Annotated in this window: 22 protein-coding genes; 12 read left to right on the top strand and 10 right to left on the bottom strand. The window is 68.3% G+C overall.

The features are described from left to right. The first annotated feature begins 13 nt into the window (after positions 1–13). Positions 14–604, top strand: coding sequence for a hypothetical protein (locus B1790_RS20835; RefSeq protein WP_056557925.1), 591 nt, complete (start codon positions 14–16; stop codon positions 602–604). Next, positions 601–1,290: a hypothetical protein gene (locus B1790_RS20830; protein ID WP_079925134.1), complete on the top strand. Its 690-nt coding sequence runs from the start codon at positions 601–603 to the stop codon at positions 1,288–1,290. The genes B1790_RS20835 and B1790_RS20830 overlap by 4 nt, the downstream gene beginning before the upstream one ends. Here the strand turns inward: B1790_RS20830 and B1790_RS20825 are convergent, their stop codons facing one another. Next, entirely contained in the window at positions 1,291–1,800 is a 510-nt protein-coding gene (locus B1790_RS20825) for a helix-turn-helix transcriptional regulator (protein ID WP_079925133.1), read from the bottom strand. After that, a complete protein-coding gene (locus B1790_RS20820) occupies positions 1,797–4,769 on the bottom strand; it encodes an MMPL family transporter (protein ID WP_079925132.1) in 2,973 nt (990 codons plus the stop codon). Before B1790_RS20820 ends, B1790_RS20825 begins: the two co-directional genes overlap by 4 nt. A 209-nt stretch (positions 4,770–4,978) precedes the next feature. Here B1790_RS20820 and B1790_RS20815 point away from each other — a divergent pair, with 209 nt between their 5' ends. The 4 genes from B1790_RS20815 (at position 4,979) to B1790_RS20800 (ending at position 8,281) form a co-directional block, all read left to right on the top strand. Beyond that, complete coding sequence (locus B1790_RS20815) at positions 4,979–5,545, top strand: hemophore (protein WP_079925168.1); 567 nt, start codon at positions 4,979–4,981, stop codon at positions 5,543–5,545. 192 nt (positions 5,546–5,737) lie between these two features. Next, entirely contained in the window at positions 5,738–6,121 is a 384-nt protein-coding gene (locus B1790_RS20810) for a heme-binding protein (RefSeq protein WP_079925131.1), read from the top strand. 56 nt (positions 6,122–6,177) lie between these two features. Next, the gene (locus tag B1790_RS20805; RefSeq protein WP_198952074.1) at positions 6,178–6,846 is read left to right on the top strand and encodes a response regulator transcription factor; all 669 of its coding nucleotides are present in this window, start codon (positions 6,178–6,180) and stop codon (positions 6,844–6,846) included. Between the two features lies 1 nt (position 6,847). Then, the gene (locus B1790_RS20800) at positions 6,848–8,281 is read left to right on the top strand and encodes a HAMP domain-containing sensor histidine kinase (protein ID WP_079925129.1); all 1,434 of its coding nucleotides are present in this window, start codon (positions 6,848–6,850) and stop codon (positions 8,279–8,281) included. Here B1790_RS20800 and B1790_RS20795 read toward each other — a convergent pair. From B1790_RS20795 to B1790_RS20785, 3 genes are read right to left on the bottom strand one after another with little or no spacing between them, the layout of a single operon-like run. After that, positions 8,196–8,564 carry a DUF3054 domain-containing protein gene (locus B1790_RS20795; protein ID WP_079925128.1) on the bottom strand — a complete coding sequence of 123 codons (369 nt, stop codon included), beginning with the start codon at positions 8,562–8,564 and terminating at the stop codon, positions 8,196–8,198. The two genes, B1790_RS20800 and B1790_RS20795, sit on opposite strands and share 86 nt — an antisense overlap. Then, entirely contained in the window at positions 8,551–9,792 is a 1,242-nt protein-coding gene (locus tag B1790_RS20790; protein ID WP_079925127.1) for a M23 family metallopeptidase, read from the bottom strand. Before B1790_RS20790 ends, B1790_RS20795 begins: the two co-directional genes overlap by 14 nt. A gap of 9 nt (positions 9,793–9,801) precedes the next feature. Further along, positions 9,802–10,902, bottom strand: coding sequence for a YbhN family protein (locus B1790_RS20785; protein WP_233165238.1), 1,101 nt, complete (start codon positions 10,900–10,902; stop codon positions 9,802–9,804). Positions 10,903–11,105: 203 nt separating this feature from the next. On the opposite strand from B1790_RS20785, the gene B1790_RS20780 reads away from it, so the two are divergent. Beyond that, the gene (locus B1790_RS20780; protein ID WP_142271424.1) at positions 11,106–12,296 is read left to right on the top strand and encodes an AI-2E family transporter; all 1,191 of its coding nucleotides are present in this window, start codon (positions 11,106–11,108) and stop codon (positions 12,294–12,296) included. Here the strand turns inward: B1790_RS20780 and B1790_RS20775 are convergent. From B1790_RS20775 to trmB, 3 genes are all read right to left on the bottom strand, one after another. Next, positions 12,293–15,559: an MMPL family transporter gene (locus B1790_RS20775; RefSeq protein WP_079925125.1), complete on the bottom strand. Its 3,267-nt coding sequence runs from the start codon at positions 15,557–15,559 to the stop codon at positions 12,293–12,295. The two genes, B1790_RS20780 and B1790_RS20775, sit on opposite strands and share 4 nt — an antisense overlap. A gap of 64 nt (positions 15,560–15,623) precedes the next feature. Then, positions 15,624–16,358, bottom strand: a complete 735-nt coding sequence (locus B1790_RS20770; protein WP_142271423.1) for an NYN domain-containing protein — start codon at positions 16,356–16,358, stop codon at positions 15,624–15,626. Continuing rightward, positions 16,358–17,125 carry a tRNA (guanosine(46)-N7)-methyltransferase TrmB gene (gene trmB / locus B1790_RS20765; RefSeq protein ID WP_369832389.1) on the bottom strand — a complete coding sequence of 256 codons (768 nt, stop codon included), beginning with the start codon at positions 17,123–17,125 and terminating at the stop codon, positions 16,358–16,360. The genes B1790_RS20770 and trmB overlap by 1 nt, the downstream gene beginning before the upstream one ends. 164 nt (positions 17,126–17,289) lie before the next feature. Here trmB and B1790_RS20760 point away from each other — a divergent pair, with 164 nt between their 5' ends. The 4 genes from B1790_RS20760 (at position 17,290) to fadD4 (ending at position 23,045) form a co-directional block, all read left to right on the top strand. After that, positions 17,290–18,279, top strand: coding sequence for a hypothetical protein (locus B1790_RS20760; RefSeq protein ID WP_142271422.1), 990 nt, complete (start codon positions 17,290–17,292; stop codon positions 18,277–18,279). Next, positions 18,276–19,418, top strand: a complete 1,143-nt coding sequence (locus tag B1790_RS20755; RefSeq protein WP_079925123.1) for a hypothetical protein — start codon at positions 18,276–18,278, stop codon at positions 19,416–19,418. The genes B1790_RS20760 and B1790_RS20755 overlap by 4 nt, the downstream gene beginning before the upstream one ends. A 150-nt stretch (positions 19,419–19,568) precedes the next feature. Continuing rightward, the gene (locus tag B1790_RS20750) at positions 19,569–21,395 is read left to right on the top strand and encodes a phosphoenolpyruvate carboxykinase (GTP) (protein WP_079925122.1); all 1,827 of its coding nucleotides are present in this window, start codon (positions 19,569–19,571) and stop codon (positions 21,393–21,395) included. Between the two features lie 126 nt (positions 21,396–21,521). Further along, complete coding sequence (fadD4, locus tag B1790_RS20745) at positions 21,522–23,045, top strand: fatty-acid--CoA ligase FadD4 (protein WP_079925121.1); 1,524 nt, start codon at positions 21,522–21,524, stop codon at positions 23,043–23,045. A 37-nt stretch (positions 23,046–23,082) separates the two neighbouring features. Here fadD4 and B1790_RS20740 read toward each other — a convergent pair whose 3' ends face one another. Beyond that, complete coding sequence (locus tag B1790_RS20740; RefSeq protein WP_079925120.1) at positions 23,083–23,835, bottom strand: GntR family transcriptional regulator; 753 nt, start codon at positions 23,833–23,835, stop codon at positions 23,083–23,085. A gap of 2 nt (positions 23,836–23,837) precedes the next feature. Further along, positions 23,838–24,998: an acyl-CoA dehydrogenase family protein gene (locus tag B1790_RS20735; RefSeq protein WP_142271421.1), complete on the bottom strand. Its 1,161-nt coding sequence runs from the start codon at positions 24,996–24,998 to the stop codon at positions 23,838–23,840. 12 nt (positions 24,999–25,010) lie between these two features. Here B1790_RS20735 and B1790_RS20730 point away from each other — a divergent pair, with 12 nt between their 5' ends. Further along, positions 25,011–26,033, top strand: coding sequence for a MaoC family dehydratase (locus tag B1790_RS20730; protein WP_079925118.1), 1,023 nt, complete (start codon positions 25,011–25,013; stop codon positions 26,031–26,033). The last annotated feature ends 3 nt before the right edge of the window (positions 26,034–26,036 follow it).

Raw genomic sequence — 26,036 nt, 5'->3', positions numbered from 1 at the left:
TACCCTCACGGCCATGCCAGACCAGCTCGACGACGAGCCAACCCCGGCCGGAAGTGGCGGCATGACCGGGTTCGGAATCGGGTCCGCGGTACTCGGCCTCGTCTCGGTGGCGGCGGTCGTCCTTGGGGTGTTGCTGTGGAACGGCCACCGCAACGACGTGGACGAACGCGCGTACCAGACCCGCGTGCTGCAAGCCGCCGCCGACTGGACCGGCGTGCTGATCAACATGAACTCCGGCACCGTCACCCAGAGCATGCAGACCCTGCACGACGGCACCGTCGGTCAGCTCAACGCGAACTTCGAGACCGCGGTCGAGCCGTTCAGCCAGGTGGTGCAGAAGCTGCAATCCCAGACCGTCGGGCAGGTCGAATCGGTCGCGATCGAGTCGTTGTTCCACGCCGCACCTGGTGATCCGGGGCTGCCTCCGGTACCGCAGCCCGAGCTGGCCACGGTGTCGTCGCGCACCGACAACGTCCTCGTCGTCGCCACCTCGGTCAGCCAAAACGTGGGTGCCAAACCGCTGACCGTGCATTGGACGTTGCGGTTGGCCATTTCCGACGTCGCGGGCAAGCTGCTGGTGTCGCGGCTGGAGACCATTCGATGAGGAACCGTTTCAGGGTGCTGGCGTTCGACGTGCTCGCCCCGCTCGCCGCGATCCTGGCGCTGGTGTACCTCGGCGTCGCGCTGGCCTGGCCGCTGTGGTGGGTGTCGGTGTGCTCGGTGGTGTGCCTGCTGATCGTCCAGGGCGTCGTGGTCAACACCGTGCTGTACCGGCGCGACGGCGTCACCGTCGGCACCGACGACGACGGGCCGGGTCTACGGCTGGCCGTGGTCGGGCTGGCCACCGTCGCGCTGGCGGCCGCGGTCGTGGTCGGCTACGCGCGGTGGACGGCGCCGCAGGCACAGATGAACCGCGACATGACCGAGGTGGTCGGCATCGCCAGCAGCGCCGCGGAGGCGTCGGCGACGTTCACCCCGCAGAACCCGAGCGCCAACGTCGACCGGCTGACTGCGATGATGACGCCAAAGGGCGCCGACGGGTTTCGTGGCGAATTCGACTCCATGGCAAAGGATTTGACGAGCAAGGGGCTGACGGTGTCAGCCAGCACGGTTTCCGCGGGAGTCGAAGCGATCGGTCCGGCGGCCGCGGTGGTCGCGGTGATCATGCGGGGAACTCAGAACGCTCCCGGCAAGCAGCCGTCGAGTGTGCCTCTGCCGCTGCGGGTTTCGTTGCTCAAGCAAGACGGGCGCTGGCTGGTCGACGATCTGTCGCCGATCAACTCTCGCTAGTCAGTCGGCGTGGCCGCGCATCTTGGCGAAGCGGTCGGACAACCGCCGCATCCTTATCATCAGCGAGGCCGCCGGGCTGGTCGTGCCCTGAAGGTATGACGCGAACTGATCGGCCGGAATGCCGATGCGCGAAGCGAACTCATCCTGGCCGAGGCCGGAGCGCTGCAGCAGCATGCTGATGTGGCGGCCCACCTCGGCGCACTCGTTGGCCTCGAGATGAGCGCGGGTGCGGGTGAGCACTTCGTCCAACGCCCTGGACACCCCGTAGGGCGGCGCGTTGTCGAGAACCTCTTCGACCTGACGGGCCGTTCTGCCATACGGGTCGCGTTTGATGGCGACGACGATGCGTTGCCACACGGTCAGGTCGTCGGTCTCCAGTGCCTCGCGAATGGCCGACGTCGGCCAGAACTCGACGGGGCGCTGGTCGACGGCGGGACGGCTTCGAGGTGCGTTCGCGGCGGGCCTGGGGCGACCAGCGGCATCGCCGCGCGTATCCGAAGTCAACGTCACCTCGCCTCCTCCAACATCGCAACTGCCACCGACAGGCAGCGTTGCCTGACGTGTGCCCAGTCGGACTCCGATTCGGGGCCCATCCAGTCTTCGTCGTCGTCCGACGGGTGTGGGTCGGCCAACCGCCGTACGAGTTGTGTCGCCACCCAGTGGCTTCTCAACCGCTCACCAGAGTAGTACCGGTCCATTTCGGCCAGCACCACCGCCGCGGTTTGAGTCTCCATCGACTCGACGAGATCGGCAAACTCTGCGAAGTCCCTGGCGTTGTTGCGGCACATGATCAGGTAGCACTTGAGCCGCAGCGTCTCGGCGCCCGTCGGAATCTGGAGACGGTCGCCGGTGGGCAGCAGGACGTTGGTGGTCTCCATCGGGCTGAGACGTCGCACCGTTGGCCGGTCCGCGTCGGCCGCGGTGGCCAGGGCGTCGAGCGCCACGGCGAGCCTGCCGCGCCACATCGTCACCGGGTGGACTGGCTGCCTTGGGAAGAACCGGCTGCCAGTCTTGCCGTTCTTCGCCGCGGCCGCCCGCCCGGACCTGCCGCCCCCGTAGTGCGCGGTGCTGAGGCGCAGCGTGTCGCCGGGCCGCATGCGTTCGAGTGGTTCGTCACCCCCCTTGACGTGCGCGGCGATCGATCCGCCAGGAGGGAGGCAGCCGCTGAATGCGAGTGGATCGGCGACGGTGACGGTCTGCGGAGCCAGCGTCTTGAGCTTCGCCGCGGACTTCACGACGTTGCGGATGTCGGCTCCTGACGGGCCCGTGGTGGAGATGTCCTCCGGGATGACGACGAGGTCGCCGATGTCGGCCTTGGGCAGCGGCTTCTCGAAGTCGACCGACGGCAGGATGCGATCCAGCCAGCCGGGCAGCCACCAGTTCCACTGCGCGAACATCGCCATCAGCGCCGGCACCAGCACCAGGCGGACGATCGTGGCGTCCACGGCGATCGCGACGGCGCACGCCACGCCGAGCTGGGCAACCAGCGGCATCCCCGCAAACGCGAATCCGACGAATACCGCAATCATGATCAGTGCCGCGCTGGTGATCGTGCGGGCGCTGGTGCTGACGCCGTATGCCACCGCGTCGCGGGTGTTGTTGGTTTGCAGGAAGCGTTCGCGGATGCGGGTGAGCAGGAAGATCTCGTAGTCCATCGACAAGCCGAAGGTCATCGCGAGTACCAGCGGCGGGATGGTGCTGTCCAGAGACCCGAGGGGTTCAAGGCCGAGTGCCTCCAGCCAGCCCCACTTGAACACCACGACGAGGCTGCCGTACGCCGCCGCCACCGACAGGCACGTCATGAGGACGCCCTTGAACGCCAGGAACACCGAGCGGATCGAGATCAGCAGCATGACGAACGCAATGAGTGCGACGAATACGAAGACCATCGGCTGAGTGGTGGCCACGCGGTGGTCGAAGTCCTTGAGCAGCGCGGTGGGCCCGCCGACGTCGACGACGGCGGGGGAGCCGGGGGCAGCTCCCGGTAGTTCGGCGCGCAGCCAGTCGACGGTGTCGCGCGCGGCGGGGTCCTCCGGGTCGATCGAGAGGACCGCCGACAGCAGGGCGCTGCGGTTGTCGTTGGCGAACACCGGGGGTGACACCGTGGCGACGTCGGGTCCCTGGCTCATCTTCTGCTGCAAGGAGTCCAGGGCACCGGTGTTCTGCGAACCGTTGGCGTTGCCGTTGGGGAAGGTGACGAGGACGCGGATGGGGCCGAGTGCACCCGGGCCGAGCGCTTGCGCGGCGGCGCTGATGCCACCGCGGATCTCGTGGGTGGGTTCGAACTGGCGCTGCAAACTGTTGCCGAGCGTCATCGCGAACGCCGGGGCGGCCAGCACGACCAAAACCAACGTCGCACCCAGTGCGGAGATCCACTGGCGTCGCATCACCCAGCCGACCCAGCGGGTCCAGAACCTGGACTGCGTGGTCTCGGGTCGACGCGAGACGTGCAGGTAGGACGACCGTTTGGACGCGGCCTTGCCGAAGGTGGCCAGCACTGCGGGGATCAGCGTGGTGGAGGTGAGGACGGCCAGCGCGACGGCCAGGATCGCGCCGGTGGCCATCGACGCCAGCACCGGGGTGTGGATCAGGTAGATGCCGGTCACCGAGGCGATCACCGTGAGACCCGAGAGCAACACGGCGAGGCCCGACGTCGCCATCGCCGCGTCGGCGGCCTGTGCCGCGTCGCGGCCCGACCGCAACTCTTCGCGGAAGCGCATGAGGATGAACAGGGAGTAGTCGACGGCCAGGGCGATGCCGAACATCGACACCGTCGAGGTGACGAACACCGACATCTGGGTGACCATCGCCAGGAGGTAGACCAGCCCCATCGTCACCGCCACGGTGCAGATGCCGAGCACCAACGGGACCGCCGCGGCCGCGAGCGATCCGAAGACCGCCAGCAACACGATCATGACGATCGGCAGGTTCCACTTCTCGGCCTGGGCGATGTCGTGCTTGGTGGCCTCACTGGCCGCGGCGCCGAGCGCGCCCTGGCCGATGACGTAGAGCTTGACGTGGCCGTTCTCGATCTGGCCCGGCTGATCGCCGTTGATGCCGACCTTCTTGCGAAGCTGCTTGGCGACGTCGGAACTGCCGCTGTTGAAGTCGGTCTGCAACGAGACGACGTACGGCCGATCCGGCTGCGGCGGTGGCTGCTGCGGATTGGGCATCACCTTGACGCTGGGAACCTCGGCCGCGATGCGCTCGAGCTGCCCGACCGCCGCGGTCATGTCGTCGAACGAGGCGTCGGCGCGTGGTGCGGCCACCAAGGCCAACGGGGACGCGCCCTGATCCGGGTAGTGATCCTGGATGGCGTGCTCGACGCTCAGCGACTGCGAGCCGGCCACTTCGAAGCCGCCGCCGGTGAGATTGCCCGACTGGTTCAGGGCCAGGTACACCGACGGAAGCAAGAGGAGCAGCCACGCGATGAAGACTGCCCAGCGGTATCGACGCAGCTTGCTGCTCAACCGCAACATGAACTGCTGGATGGCTGGCCCCTGCCTTAATCCCCGCGAGAAATCCGGCGTTACTCCGTGTGTTTCGTTCCGTGAGCGTACCGCAGCACGAGGTAGGGTAACCGACCCGCGCGACGGCCAAGGGTGGTCCCGGGCCACCACCGAGCCGACCTGGGTATTTGCTGTGTGATTGGTAGCTGAGCCGTGCCGATGGCATCATGGCCGGTGACATGAATACCACTACCTCCGCCGTCCGGCGCTGCCTCGGTGGCGTGTTCGCTGCATCCGTCGTCGGCGGTGCCGTCCTTGCCGCCATGGCGACCCCGTCGGCCCCCTCGGCCACCGCAGCGGCCGACCCCTGCGCGGCGAGCGAGGTGGCCCGCACGATCGGGTCCGTCGCGACCTCGACGGCCATTTACCTCGACGCGCATCCAGAGACCAACGCCGCGCTGACCACCATCTCGCAGCAGCAGTCGGGTCCGCAGTCGCTCGGGGCGCTCAAGACGTACTTCGACGCCAACCCGCAGGCGGCCAAGGACATGCAGGCGTTGCAGGCCCCGCTCCAGGGTCTTTCCGCCCGCTGCCGGTTGCCGTTCACCCTGCCGCAGGTGATGGGCCTTCTTCAGGGGGCGCAGTCGCCGGTCGGATCCGTGCCGGGGAGTTTGCCAAGCGCGCTGTCGACCGCGCCGAACGCTGGGACCCCCGGGGTCGCCCTGCCTGCCCAGTCACCGGCCGCCACCGCCGTCACACCGGGGACCGGTCCGCTCCCAGGCCCCGTGACGGTGACTCCCAGGTAGTCCCAAGCGACTCGTCTGCGTGTTCACGAGGTAGCCGTGAGCAGGATGTTCGGCGTTTTCGGCCGTGGATTGGACGCAAGGCGAGAATCTCGCGACCGATTCTGCTTAGCTTTCCGGTGTCGGCAACCGCATCAAGGTGCGGTCGCCGAAGAATCTTGAAGGTCTGTGCACATTCGAAGAAGGAGCTTGATCATGTTGCTCTCTGCCCTCGCTGGGCGACGTGCGGTAGCTGGCGCGATGGGCGCCAGTGCGATCGCAGGCGCGATGTTGTTCGGAGCGCTTCCGTCTGCCCTGGCAGATGATCCGGCCCTCAACCCCCCGAACTGCTCCGCCGCGGATCTCGCAGGCGTGTCGTCGGGAGTGTCGGCCTCGACGTCGGCGTACTTGTTCACCCACCCGGACGTGAACTACTTCTTCACCAGCCTCGAGGGGCTGCCCCGTGAAGAGATCCGTACCAAGGTGGCCGACTACATGAACGCCAACCCGATGGCCAAGGCCGACCTGACGGGCATCCGTCAGCCTCTGGTCGACTTGAAGAACCGCTGCGGCGCCGCTCCTGCGCCCGCAATTCCGTAACCCGGGTGCAGGTGGCTGAACCACCTGCGCTTGACGGCGCGGGTCGCACGGTGTTGATGGTCGACGACGATCCCGACGTCAGAACGTCCGTATCCCGCGGTTTGCGGCACTCGGGGTTCGACGTCAGGGTCGCCGCTACCGGCAAGGAAGCGTTGCGGCTGCTGTCCAACGAGTCGCATGACGCGTTGGTGCTCGACGTCCAGATGCCGGAGCTCGACGGCGTGGCGGTCGTGACGGCGTTGCGGGCGTTGGGCAACGACATCCCGATCTGCGTGCTGTCCGCGCGGGACACGGTCAACGACCGGATCGCCGGACTCGAGGCAGGCGCCGACGACTACCTCACCAAGCCGTTCGATCTCGGCGAGTTGGTCGCCAGGTTGCACGCCTTGCTGCGCCGGTCGAGCCTGTCGGACCGGTCGCCGGACACCATGACCGTCGGTCATCTGACCATCGACACGGCCAGGCGGTTGGTGTTCGTCGAGGGTGACCGTGCCGAGCTGACCAAGCGAGAGTTCGACCTGCTGGCAGTCCTCGCCGAGAACGCGGGCGTGGTGCTGACCAGGCAGCGGCTGCTCGAGTTGGTGTGGGGATACGACTTCGAAGTCGACACGAACGTCGCCGACGTGTTCATCAGCTACCTGCGGCGAAAGCTGGAGCGCGAAGGCCATCCCCGGGTGATCCACACCGTCCGGGGGATCGGGTACGTCCTGCGCGACGAGCCCTGAGGTGCCGCTGCATCGTCTTGGCAGGTCCGCCTCGCTGCGCACGCGCGTCGCGCTGGCCTCCGCCGCCGCGGCCGCCGCGGTGGTCGCGGTGTTCACCGTCCTGACGTCGGTGGTGCTCGCCAACAACGACGCCGCGCAGCTCGACCGGCGGCTCGACTCGATCGTCGACGCCAGCGTCTACGACCAGACCAACGGCGTGCTGCAGACCGGCCGGGAGCGGTTGTCCGGGCAGGTGGTGTTCCAGCGGGGCTTCCAGCTGCCCCAGCTGCCGCCCGGCACCGAGACCGTGGAGGTCAACGGCGTCGAGTACCGGGTGCGGACCATCCCCGTCGACCAGCAGGGCGGGGTGCTGATGTCGGTGGGCATCCGCGCCGACAGCATCCTGCTGAACCGGGCGCGGATTCCGCTGTACACCGCCGTCGGCGTGGTGACCGTGCTCATCGCAGGCGGGTTGGGCTGGATGTTGGCGGGTCCGGCGATCAGGCCGTTGCGGCGGCTCACCGAGCAGACGATGCGGCTCGGCAAGGGCAGCGACCGGATGACGGCGGTAAAGGGCGCGCGCGAGGCCGAAGAACTGTCGGATGCGATGGCAGGCATGCTCGAGCGCCTCGCCGCGGCGCAGCTGGCCACCACGAATTCCCTTCAGGCGGCCCAGGACTTCGCGGCCAACGCGGCACACGAGCTACGCACGCCGTTGACCGCGATGCGAGCCGACCTCGACACGCTGCGGATCCACGATTTGCCCGCCGAGGAACGCGACGAGGTCGTCGGGGATCTGGCGCGCGCCCAGCGGCGCGTGGAGGCCATCATCACCGCCCTCGGTCAGCTCGCGTCGGGTCAGCTCGCGCAGGTCGAGGACCGGGAGCTGATCGACGTCACCGACATGCTCGACCGGGTGGCCAGGGAGAACGCCAGGGCGGGTGACGTGGAGGTCGTCGTGCAGAGCGACGACGCCATCGGGGCAATCTGGGGTTGGCCGGGTGGGCTGCGGCTCGCGGTGGACAACCTGGTGCGCAACGCCATTACGCACGGCGGTGCCTCCACGATCCTGCTGACCGCGCGTCGGCACGCCGCGGCGGACGGCCGCGGCGAGGTGCTCACCATCGTGGTCGACGACGACGGCTGCGGCCTGCCGGCCGACGAGCATCAGTTCGTCATGGGCCGGTTCGCCCGCGGCAGCACCGCGACGCCGGGCGGATCGGGGCTGGGACTGGCGCTGGTTGCTCAGCAGGCGCAATTGCACGGCGGCGGAATCGAACTGTCCGAGGGGCCGCTCGGTGGGCTGAGGGCGACCCTGACCGTGTCGACGTCCCCTGAGCCGGAGTCGGATTCGGAATCCGACGATTCGCTCAGCGGCGAGCCAGGGCCCTTGCGCCGAGGCGCCAACCGAGTAGCAGGATGGCGGTCGAAAGCGAAGCGACCACCACGAAGCTGAGTGCCGTTCCCGCAGACGTGGCCTTGCGCAACAGCATTCCGATGGCGACCGTGCTCAGCCAGATGACGACGCCGGTGGGCGCCAGCGTCGTCGGGCGGCGCCATGCCCTTGCCGCGAGCCAACCGAACGTGGTTCCAGCCAGGAACGGCCATGCCGTCTCGGCGACACCCGCCACGGTGATGCCCTCGGCGTGACTGCGCCTGCCGATGGCGCAGAACACCAACACGCACACCGCGTCTGCCGTGGCGGCAGCAGCCACCGCCCTGCGGTCATCCCGCGGCATAGGTCATCACGTCGAGTACCAACGGGCTGACGGCCTTCTCGGCACGCGGAGTCGTCCCAGGGGCCATCGACGCGGGTTGTCCCGTGAGTAGGGGGTCGAGTGCGTTCATCGAGGCCAGTCTTCCGTCGAGGGTGAAATCCTTGAACACGAAGGGTAAACCGTTGGAGCGCAACGGGTCCGGTGTGCTCATCACGTGAAAGTGCAGATGCGGGGCGTCGGTGTTGCCGGTGTTGCCGAGGTAGGCGATCACCTGACCGGCGGTCAGTGAATCACCGGGCTTGACCGTGACGCTGCCGGTCTTCAGGTGCGCGTACAGGGCGAAGTTTCCGTCGCCGATGTCCTGCACCACGTGGTTGCCCGCGTAGTGCTCGAGCGGAAGCCCGACGGGACTGGCGCCTGCCACCTGTTCGGGCAGGCCGTCGAGCACGGCGACGACGGGCCCGTCGGCGACGGCGTGAATGGGCGCGCCGAAGTACGGGTAGCTCTCCGGCCGGGATCTGTCGCCGGTGACGATGGTCCCGTCGGCGCTCAACTGCACGTAGTCGACGGCGAATCGTTCAGCGGCCCAAAGGTTTCCGTCGAGCGGGTTCATGGCCATCCGGTGCGACGTCATGTCGCAGCAGCTGTTGCCGTCCAACCAGCGCGGACCGTCCAGCGGTGGCGAGATCACCACGGGCTGGTGCGTGGAGACCGTGACGGGTGCGACGGCGTTCTCCGTCACGGTGGCGGGCAGCAGCGGCGGCATCGGGGTGGCCAGGTTCGCGACGATGGTGTGCGACAAGTCGGTCGGAATCGGCGCCGACTCGTCGAGGACGACGTCCAGCCACACGATGCCCGCCCGCCCGGGGCCCAACGTCGTGGTGGGAGTCTGCGGTGCCCCGAGTGCCCGCATCCAGTAGGCCAGTTTGTCGCCGGCCAAGGTCAGCAGCTCGTCGGTTCCCGCCTTGACCGACAACGACGTCAGCGTCACGTCGCCGTCCAAGGCGTTGGTGAGCTGCAGCTCGTAGGCGAGGTGACGCTTGCCGTCGGTGGTGGGCACCGGCACGGGCGCGGCGACCACGGTGGCGAGCACGGGAGTGGCCTGAGCGGGAGGCGTCGACGCGGGCAGCGTCGCCGTCGCACGGGCGGCGCTGCTCGACGTGGGCGGGCCCTCCGTCGGGTTGGCGCACGCGGTCAGGAGGGTGGCCGCACCGAGAAGGGCGACGGTGCCTGAGCCGATGCGGTGCATTCGCCAATCCTATGGCCGCTCCTTGGGCTCGTGTCTGGCTTCGGGTTCGTAGGACACCTCGGGGTCGGGGCTGAACTGTGCGGGCATCGCCCCGGCGTCGGCGGGGTCGTCGACCGGGTTCTCGTAGAGGGCCGCGTCCGGGTCGACGGAACTCTCGGTGCGGAACAGGAAGAAGAACACCACCCAGCCGATCGCCGAGATGAAGATCCAGCTCACCAGCCGGTAGATCAGCATCGCCGAGATCGCCGACGCCAGCGTCATCCCGCTGGACACCAGGCCGGGAACCAGCACGGCCTCGACGACCAGAAGCCCGCCTGGCATCAACGGGATGGAGCCGACCGCGCGCGCTGCCGCGTAGGCGACCGTCAGACCCGCCAGTGACGGTTTGCCGCCCGCGGCGTAGGCGGCGAACGCCAGACACGCGACGTCGGCGACCCAGTTGAACACCGACCAGCTGAAGGCGGTGCCCAGGGTCCGCCGGCTCAGGCTGACCGACTCGAGCTGACACAGGATTTCGCGCCACTTGGCCAGGCCGTTGTCGGCGGGCTTGCCGAGCAACGAGTTGAACCACGACAGCACCTTCACGCCGATGCCGTCGATCTGCTGAGGGTTGGCGGCGACCGACTGTGCCAGCACGAGGAGGGCGAGAAACCCACCGAGGGTGAAGATCAGCGACAGCGGGTTCTTGCTGGCGCCAAGGAGGAAGGCGCCCCCGAGGCCGATCAGCGCCAGGCCGACGACCTGCAGAACACCCGACATGACCAGCTGCCACGACGCGACCATGGGGGAGGCGCCCCACAGCCGTTGCTGTCGGTAGACGAACGTGGCGGAGAGCACCGGACCGCCCGGCATCGTCGTCGACAGCGCGTTGCCTGCGTAGAACGCGGCCTCCGAACGCCACTGCTTGACGTCGACCCCAGCGGACTTCAGCAGCGTGCGCTGGATCTGGGCAAAGCTGTGCATGGACGCCAGCGCCGCGAACGCGGCGGCGAGCACCCACCACCAGTTCGCCGACAACAGGCTCCGCCAGGCCTTCGCGAGCTGATCCCACACCAGCACCACTTCGACGGCGAGCACGGTGACGGCGACGCCGACCAGCAGCCAGCGCACCCACCAGTACTTCCCGCGTGGACGGCACTCCTGGGTTGCGTCCCCGGTCGCTCCGCTGGAGCCGTCCTTGCGTGGACTGCCCGCCGAGGTCGCTTCGCTCCCGCCGTGGACGGCATCCTGCGACACGGCCTCCAGGGTAACGGCGCGCCACCACACCGCCAGCTTTGCCAGGAACCGGCGCGGCGAGTCGTTACGCTACCGGGATGCCTTCCCGGTCGTCAGAGGCCCTCGCATCATCTCCGCCGAAATCATTGTCACTCGATCCGGAGGCCGACGCGTCGGTCCACCCCATCGTCCGCAAGACCGCCGCGTGGTCGTGGCGGCTGCTGATCATCCTCGGCGCCCTGGTCGCCGTCGTCTGGGTCGTCTCGCACCTCGAGGTCATCGTGGTGCCCGTGCTGCTCGCGACGATGGTGACGGCGATGCTGCTTCCGCTCGTCGACTTCCTCGACCGCTTGGGACTGCCGAGGGGTGCCGCCGTGGCAGCCGTCATCGTCGGCAGCATCGTCGTGGTCGGCGGCCTCCTGACGTTCGTCGTCAGCCAGTTCATCCAGGGCGCGCCCGCACTGGTCGACCAGGTCACCCTCAGCATCACCAATGCCAGGAACTCGCTGAACACCGGCTTGCTGTCGCACTTCAGCAACGACCAGATCAAGAGCGCGACCGACACCGCGATCGAGGCGCTCAAGAACAACCAGTCGAAGCTGACCAGCGGCGCCCTGTCGACGGCAGGCACCATCACCGAGATCGTCACCGGCGCCCTGCTGATGCTCTTCACGCTGATCTTCCTGCTGCAGGGCGGCCGCCACATCTTCGCGTTCGTCACGAAGATCTTCCCGACGAACGTGCGCCCAAGGGTGCGCGACGCCAGCCGGGCGGGTTTCCACTCGCTGATCGGCTACGTCCGCGCGACGTTCCTGGTGGCGTTCGTCGACGCCGTAGGCATCGGGACGGGCTTGGCGATCATGGGCATCCCGCTCGCGCTGCCGCTGGCCTCACTGGTGTTCCTCGGTGCGTTCATCCCGCTGGTCGGCGCGGTGCTGACCGGGGGACTGGCCGTCATCGTCGCGCTGATCGCGAAGGGATGGGTCTACGCACTGATCACCTTCGGGCTCATCATCGCCGTGCAGCAACTCGAGGCGCACGTCCTGCAGCCGCTGGTGATGGGCCGTGCGGTGTCACTGCACCCGCTCGCGGTGGTCCTGGCGATCACCGCGGGCGGCGTCACGGCGGGCATCGTCGGCGCGCTGCTGGCCGTGCCGATCGTCGCCGTGGTCAACAGCGCGATGCGCGTCCTGCTCGCCGACGACCCCGCCGCCGAGGAAGCCGCTCTCGCGGCGGACGTCGGACCGCCCATCGAAGGCGAGACCGACGAACTGTCCCCGAAGGACTAGAGCCGGCCTTCCCGACGCAGCAGGTCCGCGGCGCTCATGCCGCCGCCCCGACGCTTGGGATTCTCGTCGGACACCTCACGGGTGTCGATCTTCTCGGTCTGATCGGAGTCCGTCGGCCGGGAAACGGGAATCGCCGTGGTCGGCGGTTCGGTCGCAGGCGGCGGTGGCTGGCGTCGGCCTGCGGTCGGCGGACGCTTGGCCTCGCCCTGTGCGGCACCGCCGCGCAGGTCACCCAGCCAAGACTCGATCTCCCGACCAGCTGCGTCGTCCGAGCCGCGGGGGCTGGACGCCTTGGCCGGGGACGGGGTCCGCGGCGGGGTGGCCGGGCGGCCCGGGTCGACCCGAGGGGTGCGCGTGGTGGGCGGCTCGGTCTGAGCAGGCATCCGAGTCGTCTGGTCGACGGGTGCAGCGGCGGGCATCCGCGTCGTCGGCGGCTCGGCCGGTGGCGGAGGCGGTGCCGTTGGCAAGCGGGTGGTGCCCGCTGCCGACGGCGGGCTGACCCGCTGCGGCGCGACCTTGCCGGTGGTGACCGAGCGCGGTCCCGGCTGCGGGTGCGTGGGGTCGTGCGGAGGGAGCGCTCGCATGGGTGCTCCGGCGCCGACGAGTGCCTCGGCGTCGACCTCGGCCTCGCGGGCGGTCGGCCGCTTGCGTTCGTCGGGCAGCTCGACCTCGCCGAGTCCCAGCCGCTCCTGGATGCGCTTCATCCACTGCGGTGCCCACCAGCAGTCGTCGCCGAGCATCTTCATGATCGCCGGCACCAGGAACATCCGGATGACCGTGGCGTCGAGGAGCAGCGCCAACAGCAGGCCGAAGGCCAGGTACTTCATCATCACCAGATCGGAGAACACGAACGCGCCTGCCACGACCGCCAGGATCAGCGCGGCGCCGGTGATGAGTCGACCGGTGGTGGCCGTTCCGACGCGGATCGCCTCGGCCGTCGACAGTCCGCGGGCCCTGGCCTCCACCATGCGGGAGACCAAGAACACCTCGTAGTCCGTCGACAGACCCCAAATGACGGCGATGATCAACCCGATCATTGGGGCCATCAATGGTTGCGGCGTGTAATTCATCAGTCCGGACCCATGCCCGTCGACGAACATCCAGGTCAGGATGCCCATGGTCGAGCCGAGCGTCAGCGCGCTCATCAGCGCCGCCTTGATGGGCAGCACCAGCGAGCCGAACGCCAGGAACATCAGCACGGTGGTGGTGAGGATCAGCACGACGACCATCACCGGCAGCTTCGCGAAGAGGCTGTGGATGCTGTCCTGCTCCAGCGCGGGGGTGCCGCCCACCCAGATCGTCACGCCCTTCGGGGCGGACATCTCACGGAGTTCGTCGATCTTCTTGGAGGCGTCGTTGCGTACTTCGAGGCCGTTCTGCAGGACGCAGGGCAGATCCTTCGACAGACACGGGTGCGGTTGCCCGTCCGCGCCGATCGGGATCTTCGGGTCCTTGACCTCCGGCGCCACCGGACGCTCGTCCCACGTGCCGGTGAACCCGGTGATCTGGGACGCCTCGTTCTTCACCTGGGCGAGCTGTTCGGGCGTCGCGCCCTGGACGACCAGGGTCAACTTCTCGGTGCGATAGCCGGGGAAGCTGGAGTCGAAGGCGTTCTGCGCCTGACGCACCGCGTTGTCCGGGGGGAGGTACTTCTCGCTGATGCCGCCGAGGGCGAGCTGACCGAGCGGAATGACGAGCAGGGTCATGACGATCACGATGGGCAGGGCGAACAGGCCCGGCCGTTTCATGACCTTGTTGACAAGGGTGCCCCAGAAGCCCTTCTCGACCTCTTCGCGGGTCTTCGTCTTCTGGGTCTTCTCGGTCAGGAAGTTCAGCCACCAGACGGTGATCCGGCGGACGAACGGGACGAACCGGGCCACCGCCAGGATCGCGGTGACGCTGGCGCAGAAGATCACGATGCCGAGCAGGATCCAGAACAGGGACCCGTCGACGGTCCCCGCATCGCGGAGGGCATAGCAACCGTAGGCGAGTCCGCCGTAGAGACCGAGGTAGGCGAACACCAGACCGATGTAGGCCAGGCCTGCGCCCTGCTCACCGGTCTTCTTTATCTGGGTGCGGGCGATGTGCCCGACCGCGATGCCCACCGGGGGAAGCAGGATGCCCGTCGGGATCGCCGCGAGGGCGAAGGTGTTCTTCTTCGGGTTCGAGGGGTCCGAGTGGATGGTGTTCGGCAGCGCGAACTTCGTCAGCGAGTTCACGCCGAGTGAGTCGACGCGGTGTCCGAGGACGGCCAACGCGGCGATGAGCACCGTGTTCGACATGATCGCCGCGAGCATGACCGACGCGATGATCGCGTACGTGATGGACTTGAGGAACCCCTGCGGGAACAGCAGCAGCGGCACCGACGACGCCACGATGATCACTGCCGAGAACATGACGGTGCGACCGGAGGTCATCATCGTGCGTCTTACCGCGGCCTCGGTGTCATACCCCTCGGCGAGCTCTTCTCGGAACCGGCTCACGATGAAGAGGCCGTAGTCGATCGCGATGCCGAGACCGATCAGGGTCACGACTGGCTGGGCGAAGAAGTGCACCGGGGTGAAGTCGGCGGCCACCCGCATGATGCCGAGCGCGCCCATGATGGTCAGGCCGCCGATGATGGCGGGCAGGCTGGCCGCGATGACGGTGCCGAAGACGAAGAACAGCACCACCGCGACCAGCGGGATGGCCGCGACCTCGGCGCGCTTCTGGTCCTCGCCGATGGTGCCGGTGAGCTCGCTGGCGATGGGCTGCAGGCCGGCGAGTTGAATCTTGCCGTCGTCGACCGTTTGAAGATCCGGCTGGATGATCTTGTAGTTCTTGAGGATGGTGTCGTCGTCGTCGCCCTTGAGAGGCATGACGACGAACGTGCGCGTGCCGTCGTTGGCGAGGGCCTTGTTGGTGGTCGGGTCGCCCGACGGATTGGTCAGGTAGCCCTGCCAGGACAGAATCTGGTCGGGATGGTCCTTGACGACCTTGTCGAGCTCGGCCTTGACTTCCTTCGACCACTGCGGGTCGTCGGCCTTCTTGCCATCCGGCGCGTCGAGAACGGCCACGATGTGGCTGAGCCGGTCACGTCCGTAGACCTGGTCGGCCAACTCCGACGCGGCGACCGACTGACTGGTCTCGTCGTAGAACCCGCTCTGAGTGACGTGCTGCCCCAGGCTTGCGCCGTAGATGCCGCCGCCCACGCACAGCGCGACCATGACTCCGATCACTATGTATCGGAATCGGTACACCATCCGACCCCACCAGGCGAACACGTGAGCTCCTAACTGATCTTCTTCAAGTTCTCTCTACCTCCGCTGCTTCGATCTCAATCGTGCACTAGCGTGAGGTAAGCAACGAGGACAGCGGCCGGAACGGCTGCAACCACGCCCCCTGCTGGGGCAGCGAATCAAGGCTGATTCGCGGTAACGGCTCCCGGAAGACACCAGAGATGTCCTCGAGGTCGACGAACTCCAAGGTATCCGACGCTAGCGCCCAACTCGCATGTTCGCGAAATCCGAGAACGCTGACGGGGATGCCGTCCCGCGCGATGTCCTCGAGCGGCAGCCGGAACGCCTGACCGTCGGCGGATGCGACGAACACGCTGGCCAGACCTTCGCGGCGGCGTAGCGCGATGTGCTCGAGCATGTCGGCGTCGACGTCGCTGTCGTCGTCGACCTTTGGTTTGGCGAACACCGCAAAACCGACGTTGCGCAGCGCCTCCACCCACGGTCGGACGACGTCGGAGCTGCCCGGCGCGATGTTGGTGAAGACCGTGGCCTCGGGCTCGAACGTGACCTGCGGCTCTTCGGAGGCACGCTCGCGGGACAGGTCCGCGGTGCGGGCCAGCAGCCAGCGACCGAGGGCGTCGAAACGCGGCCGGTGCGCCGCCGTCGGGCGACCACCGAGAATCGACCCAAGGCCCATGTCCAAGTTGGGCGCGTCCCAGACCAGGAGCACACGTTGGGGGGCCTGGGGCTGCAGGTCGACGGTGTCGTCGACCTCGCTCGGAAGTTCATCGGCAATCTCGCCGACGTCCTCTCCGACCATGCCGAAGTCCTCCGTGAGGCTCATTACGGCTTCTCCCAGATGAACTCGGCGACGGCGCTGCCCGCGCGTTGCGCCTTGTCCTCGTACTTGGTGACGGGTCGCCGGACCGAGATCGGCAGGTTGGCACCGGGGTCGTCGATCACGGAGTCGCTCAGCCTGCGCAGCGTGGGTTCGGCGTCGCCGACCTCGCCGATCTGCTCGGCGTAACCCGCATGATCGGTGGCGGCGTGCAGGATGCCGCCGGGGCGCAGCCGGTCGGCGATCATCGCCACGGTGTCCGGCTGCAGCAGTCGGCGCTTGTGGTGGCGGGCCTTCGGCCACGGGTCCGGAAAGAACACCCGGACGCCGGTGAGCGAACCCGAGGTCAGGAGGTGTTCGAGCACGTCGACTCCGTCGCCGCGGATCAGACGCACGTTCTCGAGGCCCTCGCGGTCGACGCCGTTGAGCAGCTGCGCGAGGCCGCGCTTGTAGACCTCGACGGCGATCACGTCCAGGTCCGGCTCGGTCGCCGCCATCGCCAGCGTCGAGACGCCGGTTCCGCACCCGATCTCCAGGACGAGCGGCGCGGACCGCCCGAACCACGCCTCCGCGTCGAGCGGGCCTGCGATTTCACCGTCGGAATCCCTGACCAGCATTCCGAGCTCTGGCCAGCGGCGATCCCACGTTTCGCGCTGCAATCCCGACAACGCCGACCGGCGGGAACGGAAGCTGCTGACGCGACGAGGGGTGTGCGCGCCGACGGAGTCTTCATCGGAGACCGACTGATCGGACCCCTCGCGCTGCGCGTGCATCCGTCCATGGTCGCTCATCGGGGCCGGTGTGCCCTCATCGTGGGGCAATTTGATACCCAACAGTTGCCTTGACCGGCTACCACGCGGCGGCGGGATTTTGCCGCTCGGCGGGGGCGCGCGGCGGTGTCACGATGAAACCCGGGTGAAGGTCGGGGGAGTGAGTAGTGACGCAGGCGTTCGTCGGAGAGCTGCAGAACGTGGCGGGTGACCCGCGCGTGAAGCGGATCGCCGACCGCATCGGCCGGCCGGTCCGTGTCGCCGTGTTGGGCCGAGAGGGCGTCGGCCGCGGCCACGTGGCGACCGCGCTGCACCGCCGCGGGGTCGCCGTCTCGGCTTCCCACGACGGTGACGTCTGCGTGCTGGTCGTCGCGGAAGCGGTCAAGGACGAAGACCTCGAGATGGTTCGGGCCGCCCGTCGACCGGTGCTGGTCGTGCTCACCAAGGCGGATCTGGCCGGGGCCGGGGCAGGGGGACCGATGGAGCTGGCCCGCAGGCGCGCAGTCGACGTCCACCGGCAGGTCGGCATCCCCGCCGTCCCGGCGGTCGGGCTGCTGGCCGCGTTGGAGCCGGCCGACCTCGACGACGCCCTCGTCGCGGCACTGCGTCACTTCGTCACCGAACCGCCCAATCTCACCAGCGTCGACGCGTTCGTCGACGACCCCCATCCCGTCGAACGGGACGTGCGGGTCCGGCTGCTGGCGCGGCTTGACCGGTTCGGCATCGCCCATGCCGTCCTCGCGCTGGCCGACGGGTGCGACCCCGAGCGGTTGTCGACGCATCTGGCAGGCGTCGGCAACGTCGACGGGGTGCTGTCCGCGCTCGACGCGGTTGCCGCGCCGGTCAGATACCGCCGGCTGCGTGGAGCGATCGTCGAGTTGCAGTGTCTTGCCGCCGAATTCGACGACGATGCCCTCTCGGAGCTGTTGGTCTCCGACGTCACGGCGATGGCCACGATGACCGCCGCAGTCGACGTGGTCACCGCGGCCGGGCTGTCGGTCGACTGCGGTGACACCGCTGCCGCCCACCTCGACCGGGCGCTGGCGTGGCGAACCTATGGCCGCGGGCCCGTCAACGCGCTGCATCGGCAGTGCGGCGCCGACATCGTCAGGGGCTCGCTGCGTCTGCTGGACGGTGTGCGGAAGCAGCGGACGTGACGGCGACGGGCCGCGTCGTCCTGGTGGTCGGGCCGCCGCTGGCCGGGGTGGGTGGGGTCGTGGCCGCCCTTCGACCCCGCCTTCCCGAGGTGGACGTCGTCGAGACCGGCGGTTTGGCGGGGCGCGCACCCGACGCCGTGCTGGCCGTCTTCTCGGCTGCGGCGCCGTTGACCAGGTCGGACTGGGCGTCGGTCGAGCGGGCGGCCGCGCACACCGGTCTGGTGATCGGGGTGGTGTCGAAGATCGACGCGCACCGCGGGTGGCGTGACGTCGTGGCTGCCGATCGGGCGCGCGTCGCCGCGTGGGACGGGCGGTACCGTTCGACACCCTGGCTGGGGGTCGCCGCCGCGCCAGGTCTCGGAGAACCCCGAGTCGACGAGCTGGTCGACCTGCTGCGCGGTGAGCTGGGGCGAAGTCCCTTGCCCATCAGCGTGTCTCGCGCTGTGCGGCCTCGCCCGGGACGGGACCCGGCCGAGCTGAGGCGCGTCCTTGCGGGGGCTCGGCTACGGCTGCTCCGCGTCGTCAGGGACGAGAGCGCGGCGGTGCGCGCCAATCTGCGGGACGCCGCGGCCGAGGTGGGCGTCGGTGGAGCGGAGGGATTCGAGGCGCTGGTGACGGCGGAGGCACTGAGTTTTCACGTGCGGCTGGCCGATGAGGTCGACCGCGTGGTCCACGCCGCCGCCGGGCTCGGGTTGACCGCGACGCCGACCCCACCGCCGCCCGATCCGCCCGACGTCAGACGGACGACGACGTCCTCCAGGCGCCTGGAGGGCCGTCTGGTGGCCGTGCTCGGCGTGGGGTTCGGGGCGGGCATCGCGCTGGCATGTAGTCGGCTGCTGGCTGGGCTGCTGCCCGGATCCTCGGCGCTCGGCTGGGCGGCAGGCACCGCGGCCGGGCTGGCGCTGGTGGTGTGGGTGGTGCGGGCGCGAGGGTTACTGAACGATCGCGCGCTCCTCGACAGGTGGGTAGTGGAGGTCGCCGCCACGCTCCGGTGGCATGGGGAGGCGATGGTCGCCGAGCGGTTGCTGATCGCCGAGTCGCGATGGGCGGCGGGAACGCGCGCAGCCCCGCCGCAACCGGGGGTGGAGAGCCGGCCGTTGACGCGCAATGTGGTTACTGACCAGTATGAATGGTGGTGAATCGAGGATTTCGAGGCGAATTTCGCCGGAAACGCTCATCTGAATCGTTCTTGTGAGACAACGGACATACCACCGATTAACCGCGGGTATGTCACCCGCGTTAACCTCGATCCCAGGCATTCACCGAGACCGCCGAGCAGGAGATTTTAGATGACCTCAGCGACCATTCCCGGTCTGGACAGCGCACCGACGAAACACGAGGGGCTGCTGGCCTGGGTTCGCGAGGTTGCCGAGCTCACCGAGCCCGATCGCGTCATGTTCGCCGACGGCTCCGACGAAGAGTACGAACGTCTGACCTCACACCTCGTCGAGGTGGGCACCTTCCAGAAGCTCGACGACAAGAAGCAGCCGAACTCCTTCCTGGCGCTGTCGGACCCGTCCGACGTGGCGCGCGTCGAATCACGGACCTACATCTGTTCGGAGCGCGAGATCGACGCGGGCCCGACCAACAACTGGATGGACCCCGCCGAGATGCGGGAGCTGATGACCGGCCTGTACCGCGGTTCGATGCGCGGACGCACCCTGTGGGTCGTCCCGTTCTGCATGGGCCCGCTTGGCGCCGAGGATCCCAAGCTCGGCGTCGAGATCACCGACTCGGAGTACGTCGTCGTCTCGATGCGCACCATGACCCGGATGGGCAAGGACGCGCTCGACAAGATCGGTGACGACGGCTTCTTCGTCAAGGCGCTGCACTCGATCGGGGCGCCGCTCGAGCAGGGCCAGGCGGACGTCCCGTGGCCGTGCAACGACACCAAGTACATCACCCACTTCCCCGAGACCCGCGAGATCTGGAGCTACGGGTCCGGGTACGGCGGCAACGCGCTGCTAGGCAAGAAGTGCTACTCGCTGCGCATCGCGTCGGCGATGGCCCACGACGAGGGCTGGCTCGCCGAGCACATGCTGATCCTCAAGCTGATCAGCCCCGAGAACAAGTCGTACTTCGTCGCCGCGGCGTTCCCGTCGGCATGCGGCAAGACCAACCTCGCGATGCTTCAGCCGACCATCCCAGGGTGGCGCGCCGAGACCGTCGGTGACGACATCGCGTGGATGCGATTCGGCAAGGACGGCCGGCTCTACGCCGTCAACCCCGAGTTCGGCTTCTTCGGCGTCGCGCCCGGCACCAACTGGAGCAGCAACCCGAATGCGATGAAGACCATCGCCGGCGGCAACACCGTCTTCACCAACGTCGCCAAGACCGACGACGGCGACGTGTGGTGGGAGGGCCTCGAAGGCGACCCCGACCATCTGATCGACTGGAAGGGTCACGAGTGGGACCGCGAGTCCGATACCAAGGCGGCGCACCCCAATTCGCGGTACTGCACCCCGATCTCGCAGTGCCCGACGCTGGCGCCGGAGTGGGACGACCCGCAGGGCGTGCCGATCTCGGCGATCCTGTTCGGCGGGCGCCGCAAGACCACGGTTCCGCTGATCACCCAGGCCCGCGACTGGCAGCACGGCGTGTTCATCGGCGCCACGCTGGGTTCGGAGACCACCGCGGCAGCCGAGGGCAAGGTCGGCACCGTCCGTCGCGACCCGATGGCCATGCTGCCGTTCCTCGGTTACAACGTCGGTGACTACTTCCAGCACTGGATCGACCTCGGCAAGAACGCCGACGAGTCCAAGATGCCCGCGGTCTTCTTCGTCAACTGGTTCCGCCGTGGCGACGACGGCCGGTTCCTGTGGCCGGGATTCGGTGAGAACAGCCGCGTGCTGAAGTGGGCGATCGAGCGCATCGAGCACCAGGCCGACGGCAAGAGCACCCCGATCGGCATCGTCCCGACCGCCGCCGACCTCGACCTGGACGGTCTGGACGTCGACGCGGCCGACGTCGACGAGGCGCTGGCCGTCAACGCCGACGAATGGCGCAAGGAGCTTCCGCTCATCGAGGAGTGGTTCTCCTTCGTCGGCGAGAAGCTGCCGACCGGCATCAAGGACGAGTTCGACGCGCTGAAGACTCGGTTGGCCGAAGCCGACTAATTCCTTCCCCGCGAGCAGACGGAAAGGGCCCTTTCCGTCTGGTGGCGGGACTGGTGGCAGGGGTGGTGGCGGGGGTAGGGGACCCTAGTTGACACCCGTCAAGTCGGGCCGTCGTAGAGTCACGTCATGCAGATCCGCGACACCGCCGTAGCGACCCCCGACAAGCCGGCCATCATCATGCATCCGTCAGGGACGGTGGTGACTTTCGGCGAGCTCGAGGCCAGGGCCAACCAGCTCGCCCACCTGTTCCGTTCGGCCGGTCTCGTCGAGGGTGACGCCGTCGCGATGCTGATGGAGAACAGCGAACACTTCCACGCGGTGATGTGGGCCGCGCGCCGCGCCGGGCTGTATTACGTGCCCATCAACACCCACCTCACGGCCGCCGAGGTCGCCTACATCGTCGACAACTCCAGCGCGAAGGCGATCGTCGGGTCGGGCGGGTTGCGCGACCTGCTGGCCGGGCTCGAGGCGGAGCTGCCCAACGGTCTGCCCGCGGTCCGCCTCGTCGCGGACGGCGATCTCGACGGGTGGCAGAGCTACCCGGAATGTGTTGTCGACCAACCGGTTACGCCCATCGACGACGAGATCGAGGGCGATCTGCTGCAGTACTCCTCTGGCACGACCGGTCAGCCGAAGGGCATCAGGCGCGCGCTGACGCATCAGTCGCCTGCCGAGGTGCCCGGTTTGATGGCGGCGCTCGTCGGTTTCTGGATGCACCCCGAGGCGGTCTATCTCAGCCCCGCGCCGCTCTATCACACCGCCCCGTCGGTCTGGACGATGCAGACGCAGGCGGGTGGCATCACGACAGTCATCCTCGACAAGTTCAGCCCCGAGGGAGCCCTCGAGGCCATCCAGAAGCACCGGGTGACGCACGGCCAGTTCGTCCCCGTGATGTTCACCCGCATGCTCAAGATGCCCGAGGCCGCGCGGACCTCCTACGACGTTTCCAGCCTGGAACGCGTCATGCACGCCGCCGCGCCGTGCCCGGTGGAGATCAAGCAGCAGATGATCGACTGGTGGGGCCCGATCGTCGACGAGTACTACGCGTCTTCGGAGGCCATCGGGTCGACGCTCATCAGTGCCGAGGAGTGGCTGACTCACCCTGGCTCGGTCGGCAGGTCGATGATGACCCCGCTGCACATCCTCGACGAGGACGGCAACGAGTTGCCCCCTGGCGAGGCTGGCGAGATCTACTTCGAGGGCGGTGCCGACTTCGAGTACCTCAACGATCCGGCCAAGACGGCGTCCTCGCGCGACTCGCACGGCTGGAAGACGGTGGGAGACATCGGATATCTCGACGAGGACGGCTACCTCTACCTGACCGACCGGCGACATCACATGATCATCTCGGGCGGGGTCAACATCTATCCGCAGGAGGCGGAGAACGTGTTGGTGACCCACCCCAAGGTGATGGACGCCGCGGTGTTCGGCATCCCCGACGAGGAGATGGGCCAACGGGTCAAGGGTGTGGTGCAGACCGTCGACCAGGCCGACGCCACCGACGCGTTCGCCGAGGAACTGCTGGCCTGGCTGCGAGACCGGTTGTCCCACTACAAGTGTCCACGGTCGATCTCCTTCGAGGCCCAACTGCCCCGCACCGACGCCGGCAAGCTCTACAAGCAGACGCTGATCGAGAAGTACTCCCGCTAAGACGATTTCGGCGCGTAGGCGTTCGCCAGGCGAACGTTTACGCGCCGAAACCGCCGGAGGACCGGCGCAGCGTCACCCGATAGGTGTACTGCTCCGGCAGGAAGTGGCTGACCGCCAACTCCACCGGCGTTCCCGACGCGTCGGAGTACAGCCGGTCGACCCGCAGCATCGGATGCCCCGGCGGGCAACCCACCGCCGCGGCCACCTCGTCGTCGGCGCTGGACACCGTGATCGACTGGGCCGCTTCGGTTATCGGTGAGGCCAGGTGTGGTTCGGTCAGTCCGATGACGGTGCAGGTGCTGACGGCTCCGTCGGCCAACTCCGGTGCGCCGAGAACCGGCGTTGCCACGAACTCCGGCAGGTGCACGCGCGTCAGCACGAACGGGACGCCGGGATCGGTGCCGTGCAGGCGACGAATCACCACGGTGTGGACGACGTCGTCGTCGAGCCGCAGCCGGCTGGCCGCCTCGACGTCGACGCGGCGCCGCAGCCCGGTGAGCACCTCCATGGTGGTGTCCTCGGACAGGCTCATCAGGTCCTCGATCGAGCCGAGCTGCCGCAGGTAGCGGCGCCCGTCCTGGTGGGCATAGGTGCCACGACCCGGCACCCGGTACACCACGCCCTCGGCGACGAGGTCCTGGAAGGCGCGCCGTACGGTCTGCCGGGACAGGCCGTGGCGGGCGACGAGCTCGGACTCGGTGGGCAGGCGGACACCGTCGGCGTAGGCGCCGGACGCGATCTCGTCCCGAAGTGTCTGGCGCAGAGTCTGATACGCGGGTGGGGCGCGCACGGTCAGAGCCCGCCGCGGGCCACCAGCTGGGCGGCGATCACGTTGCGCTGAATCTCGTTGGTGCCCTCGTCGACGATCATCAGCGGCGCGTCGCGGAAGTAGCGCTCCACGTCGTACTCGGTGGAGTAGCCGTAGCCGCCGTGGATCCGCACCGCGTTCAGGGCGATCTCCATCGCGGTCTCCGAGGCGAAGAGCTTGGCCATGCCCGCTTCCATGTCGGCCCGTGCGCCGCTGTCGTAGCGGTCGGCGGCGTGCAGGGTCAGCTGGCGTGCGGCGGTGAGTTTGGTGCCCATGTCGGCCAGATAGTTGCCGATGGCCTGGTGCTTCCAGATCGGCTCGCCGAAGCTCTCGCGCTCCTGCGCATAGGCCAGGGCGTCCTCGAAGGCGGCGGTCGCGACGCCAAGCGCACGGGAGGCGACCTGAATGCGGCCGGTCTCGAGGCCTTTCATCATCTGCCCGAAACCCTTGCCGGGCGTGCCGCCGAGGATGGCGGTCGACGGCACGCGATAGTCGACGAACGAGAGTTCGCACGACTCGACGCCCTTGTAGCCGAGTTTGGGTAGATCGCGTGAGACCGACAGCCCCGCAGCGTGTTCGGCCAGCACGATGGACATGCCGCGGTGCTTGGGGGTGGCGCCAGGATCGGTCTTGCACAACAGGGCGATCAGCCCCGAGCGCCGCGCGTTGGTGATCCACGTCTTGGCGCCGTTGACCACCAGGTCGTCTCCGTCGGCGCGGGCGACGGTCGTCATCGCCTGCAGATCCGAGCCGCCGCCCGGTTCGGTGAGCGCCATCGTCGCGCGGAGCTCGCCGGTCGCCATGGCGGGCAGGTACCGCTGCTTCTGCTCGTCGGTGCCGAACAGGTCAAGGAGCTTGGCGACGACGGTGTGACCGCCCATGGCCCCGGCCAGGCTCATCCAGCCGCGCGCCAACTCCTGGGTGACCAGCACGTAGCACCGCGTCGACACCGGCGTGCCGCCGTGCGCCTCTGGCACGGCCAGCCCAAAGATGCCGATGCGCTTCATCTGGTCGATCCACGCCTCGGGGTAGGTGTTGGCGTGCTCGACGTCGCGGACGGTCGGTTTGACGTCACGGTCGACGAATTCGCGCACCGTGGCGATCAGCATGAGTTCTTCGTCGTTGAGGTCCATTTGTACGGCCATATTGACACGTCGATGACTGCACTGCCAGCATGTGACGCTGTGACTTTGTCCGGCCAAATATCGTCTGCCCCGTTCTTCGACGACTTGGCGGTTGGGCAGGTGTTCGATCGAGCACCGTCGATGACGCTGACGCCCGGCACCGCGGCCGTGCACCAGTCGATCCTCGGGGACCCGATGCGGATGCCGCTGGACGCCGCGCTGACGCGGGCTGTCACCGGAGCCACGGCGCCGTTGGCCCACCCCGCGATGGTCAGCGACGTCGCAATCGGCCAGAGCACCCTGGCGACGCAGCGGGTGAAGGCAAACCTCTTCTACCGCGGTCTGACGTACTTCCGGTACCCCATCATCGGCGACACCCTATACACGAGAACCGAAGTGGTTGGCCTGAAACAGAATTCGACCAAGCCGGGCCGCGGTCGGACCGGGCTGGCGGCGCTGCGGATGACGACCGTCGACCAGGCCGACCGGCTGGTGCTGGACTTCTACCGATGCGCGATGCTGCCGCTGAGCCCGGAGGCGCCGGACACCGGGCACGCCGACGACCTCTCCACCATCGGGGCCGACGCGGGGGCGACGACCGACCCAACCGCCGAATGGGACGCCGACGCCTTCCGCGCCCGGGTGCCCGGCCCGCACTTCGACCCCGAGATGGCGGGCATGGTGCTGACGAGCACCGGCGACGTCGTCAGCAGCGCACCGGAGCTCGCCCGGTTGAGCCTCAACATCGCTGCCACACATCATGATTGGCGGGTCAACGGCCACCGGCTGGTCTACGGCGGGCACACCATCGGCCTGGCGTTGGCACAGGCCACTCGGCTGTTGCCGAACCTGGTGACGGTTCTCGGGTGGGACTCCTGCGATCACACCGGGCCGGTGCGCGAGGACGACACGCTGTACAGCGAACTCCGCGTGGAGTCGGTGCGGTCGCTGCCCGCGGGCCGCGGCGGGGTGCTGTCGCTGCGGTCGCTCGTCTACGCCGTCGGTGAGCCCGACCGGCAGGTGCTGGACTGGCGATTCCGGGCGCTGCAGTTCTGACCC

It is taken from the genome of Mycobacterium sp. AT1 (genome assembly GCF_002043095.1).
In the GTDB taxonomy this organism is placed as follows: Bacteria; Actinomycetota; Actinomycetes; order Mycobacteriales; family Mycobacteriaceae; genus Mycobacterium.
The sequence above is the reverse complement of the archived record's forward strand: the minus strand, read 5'-3'. Positions and strand labels throughout refer to the sequence as shown.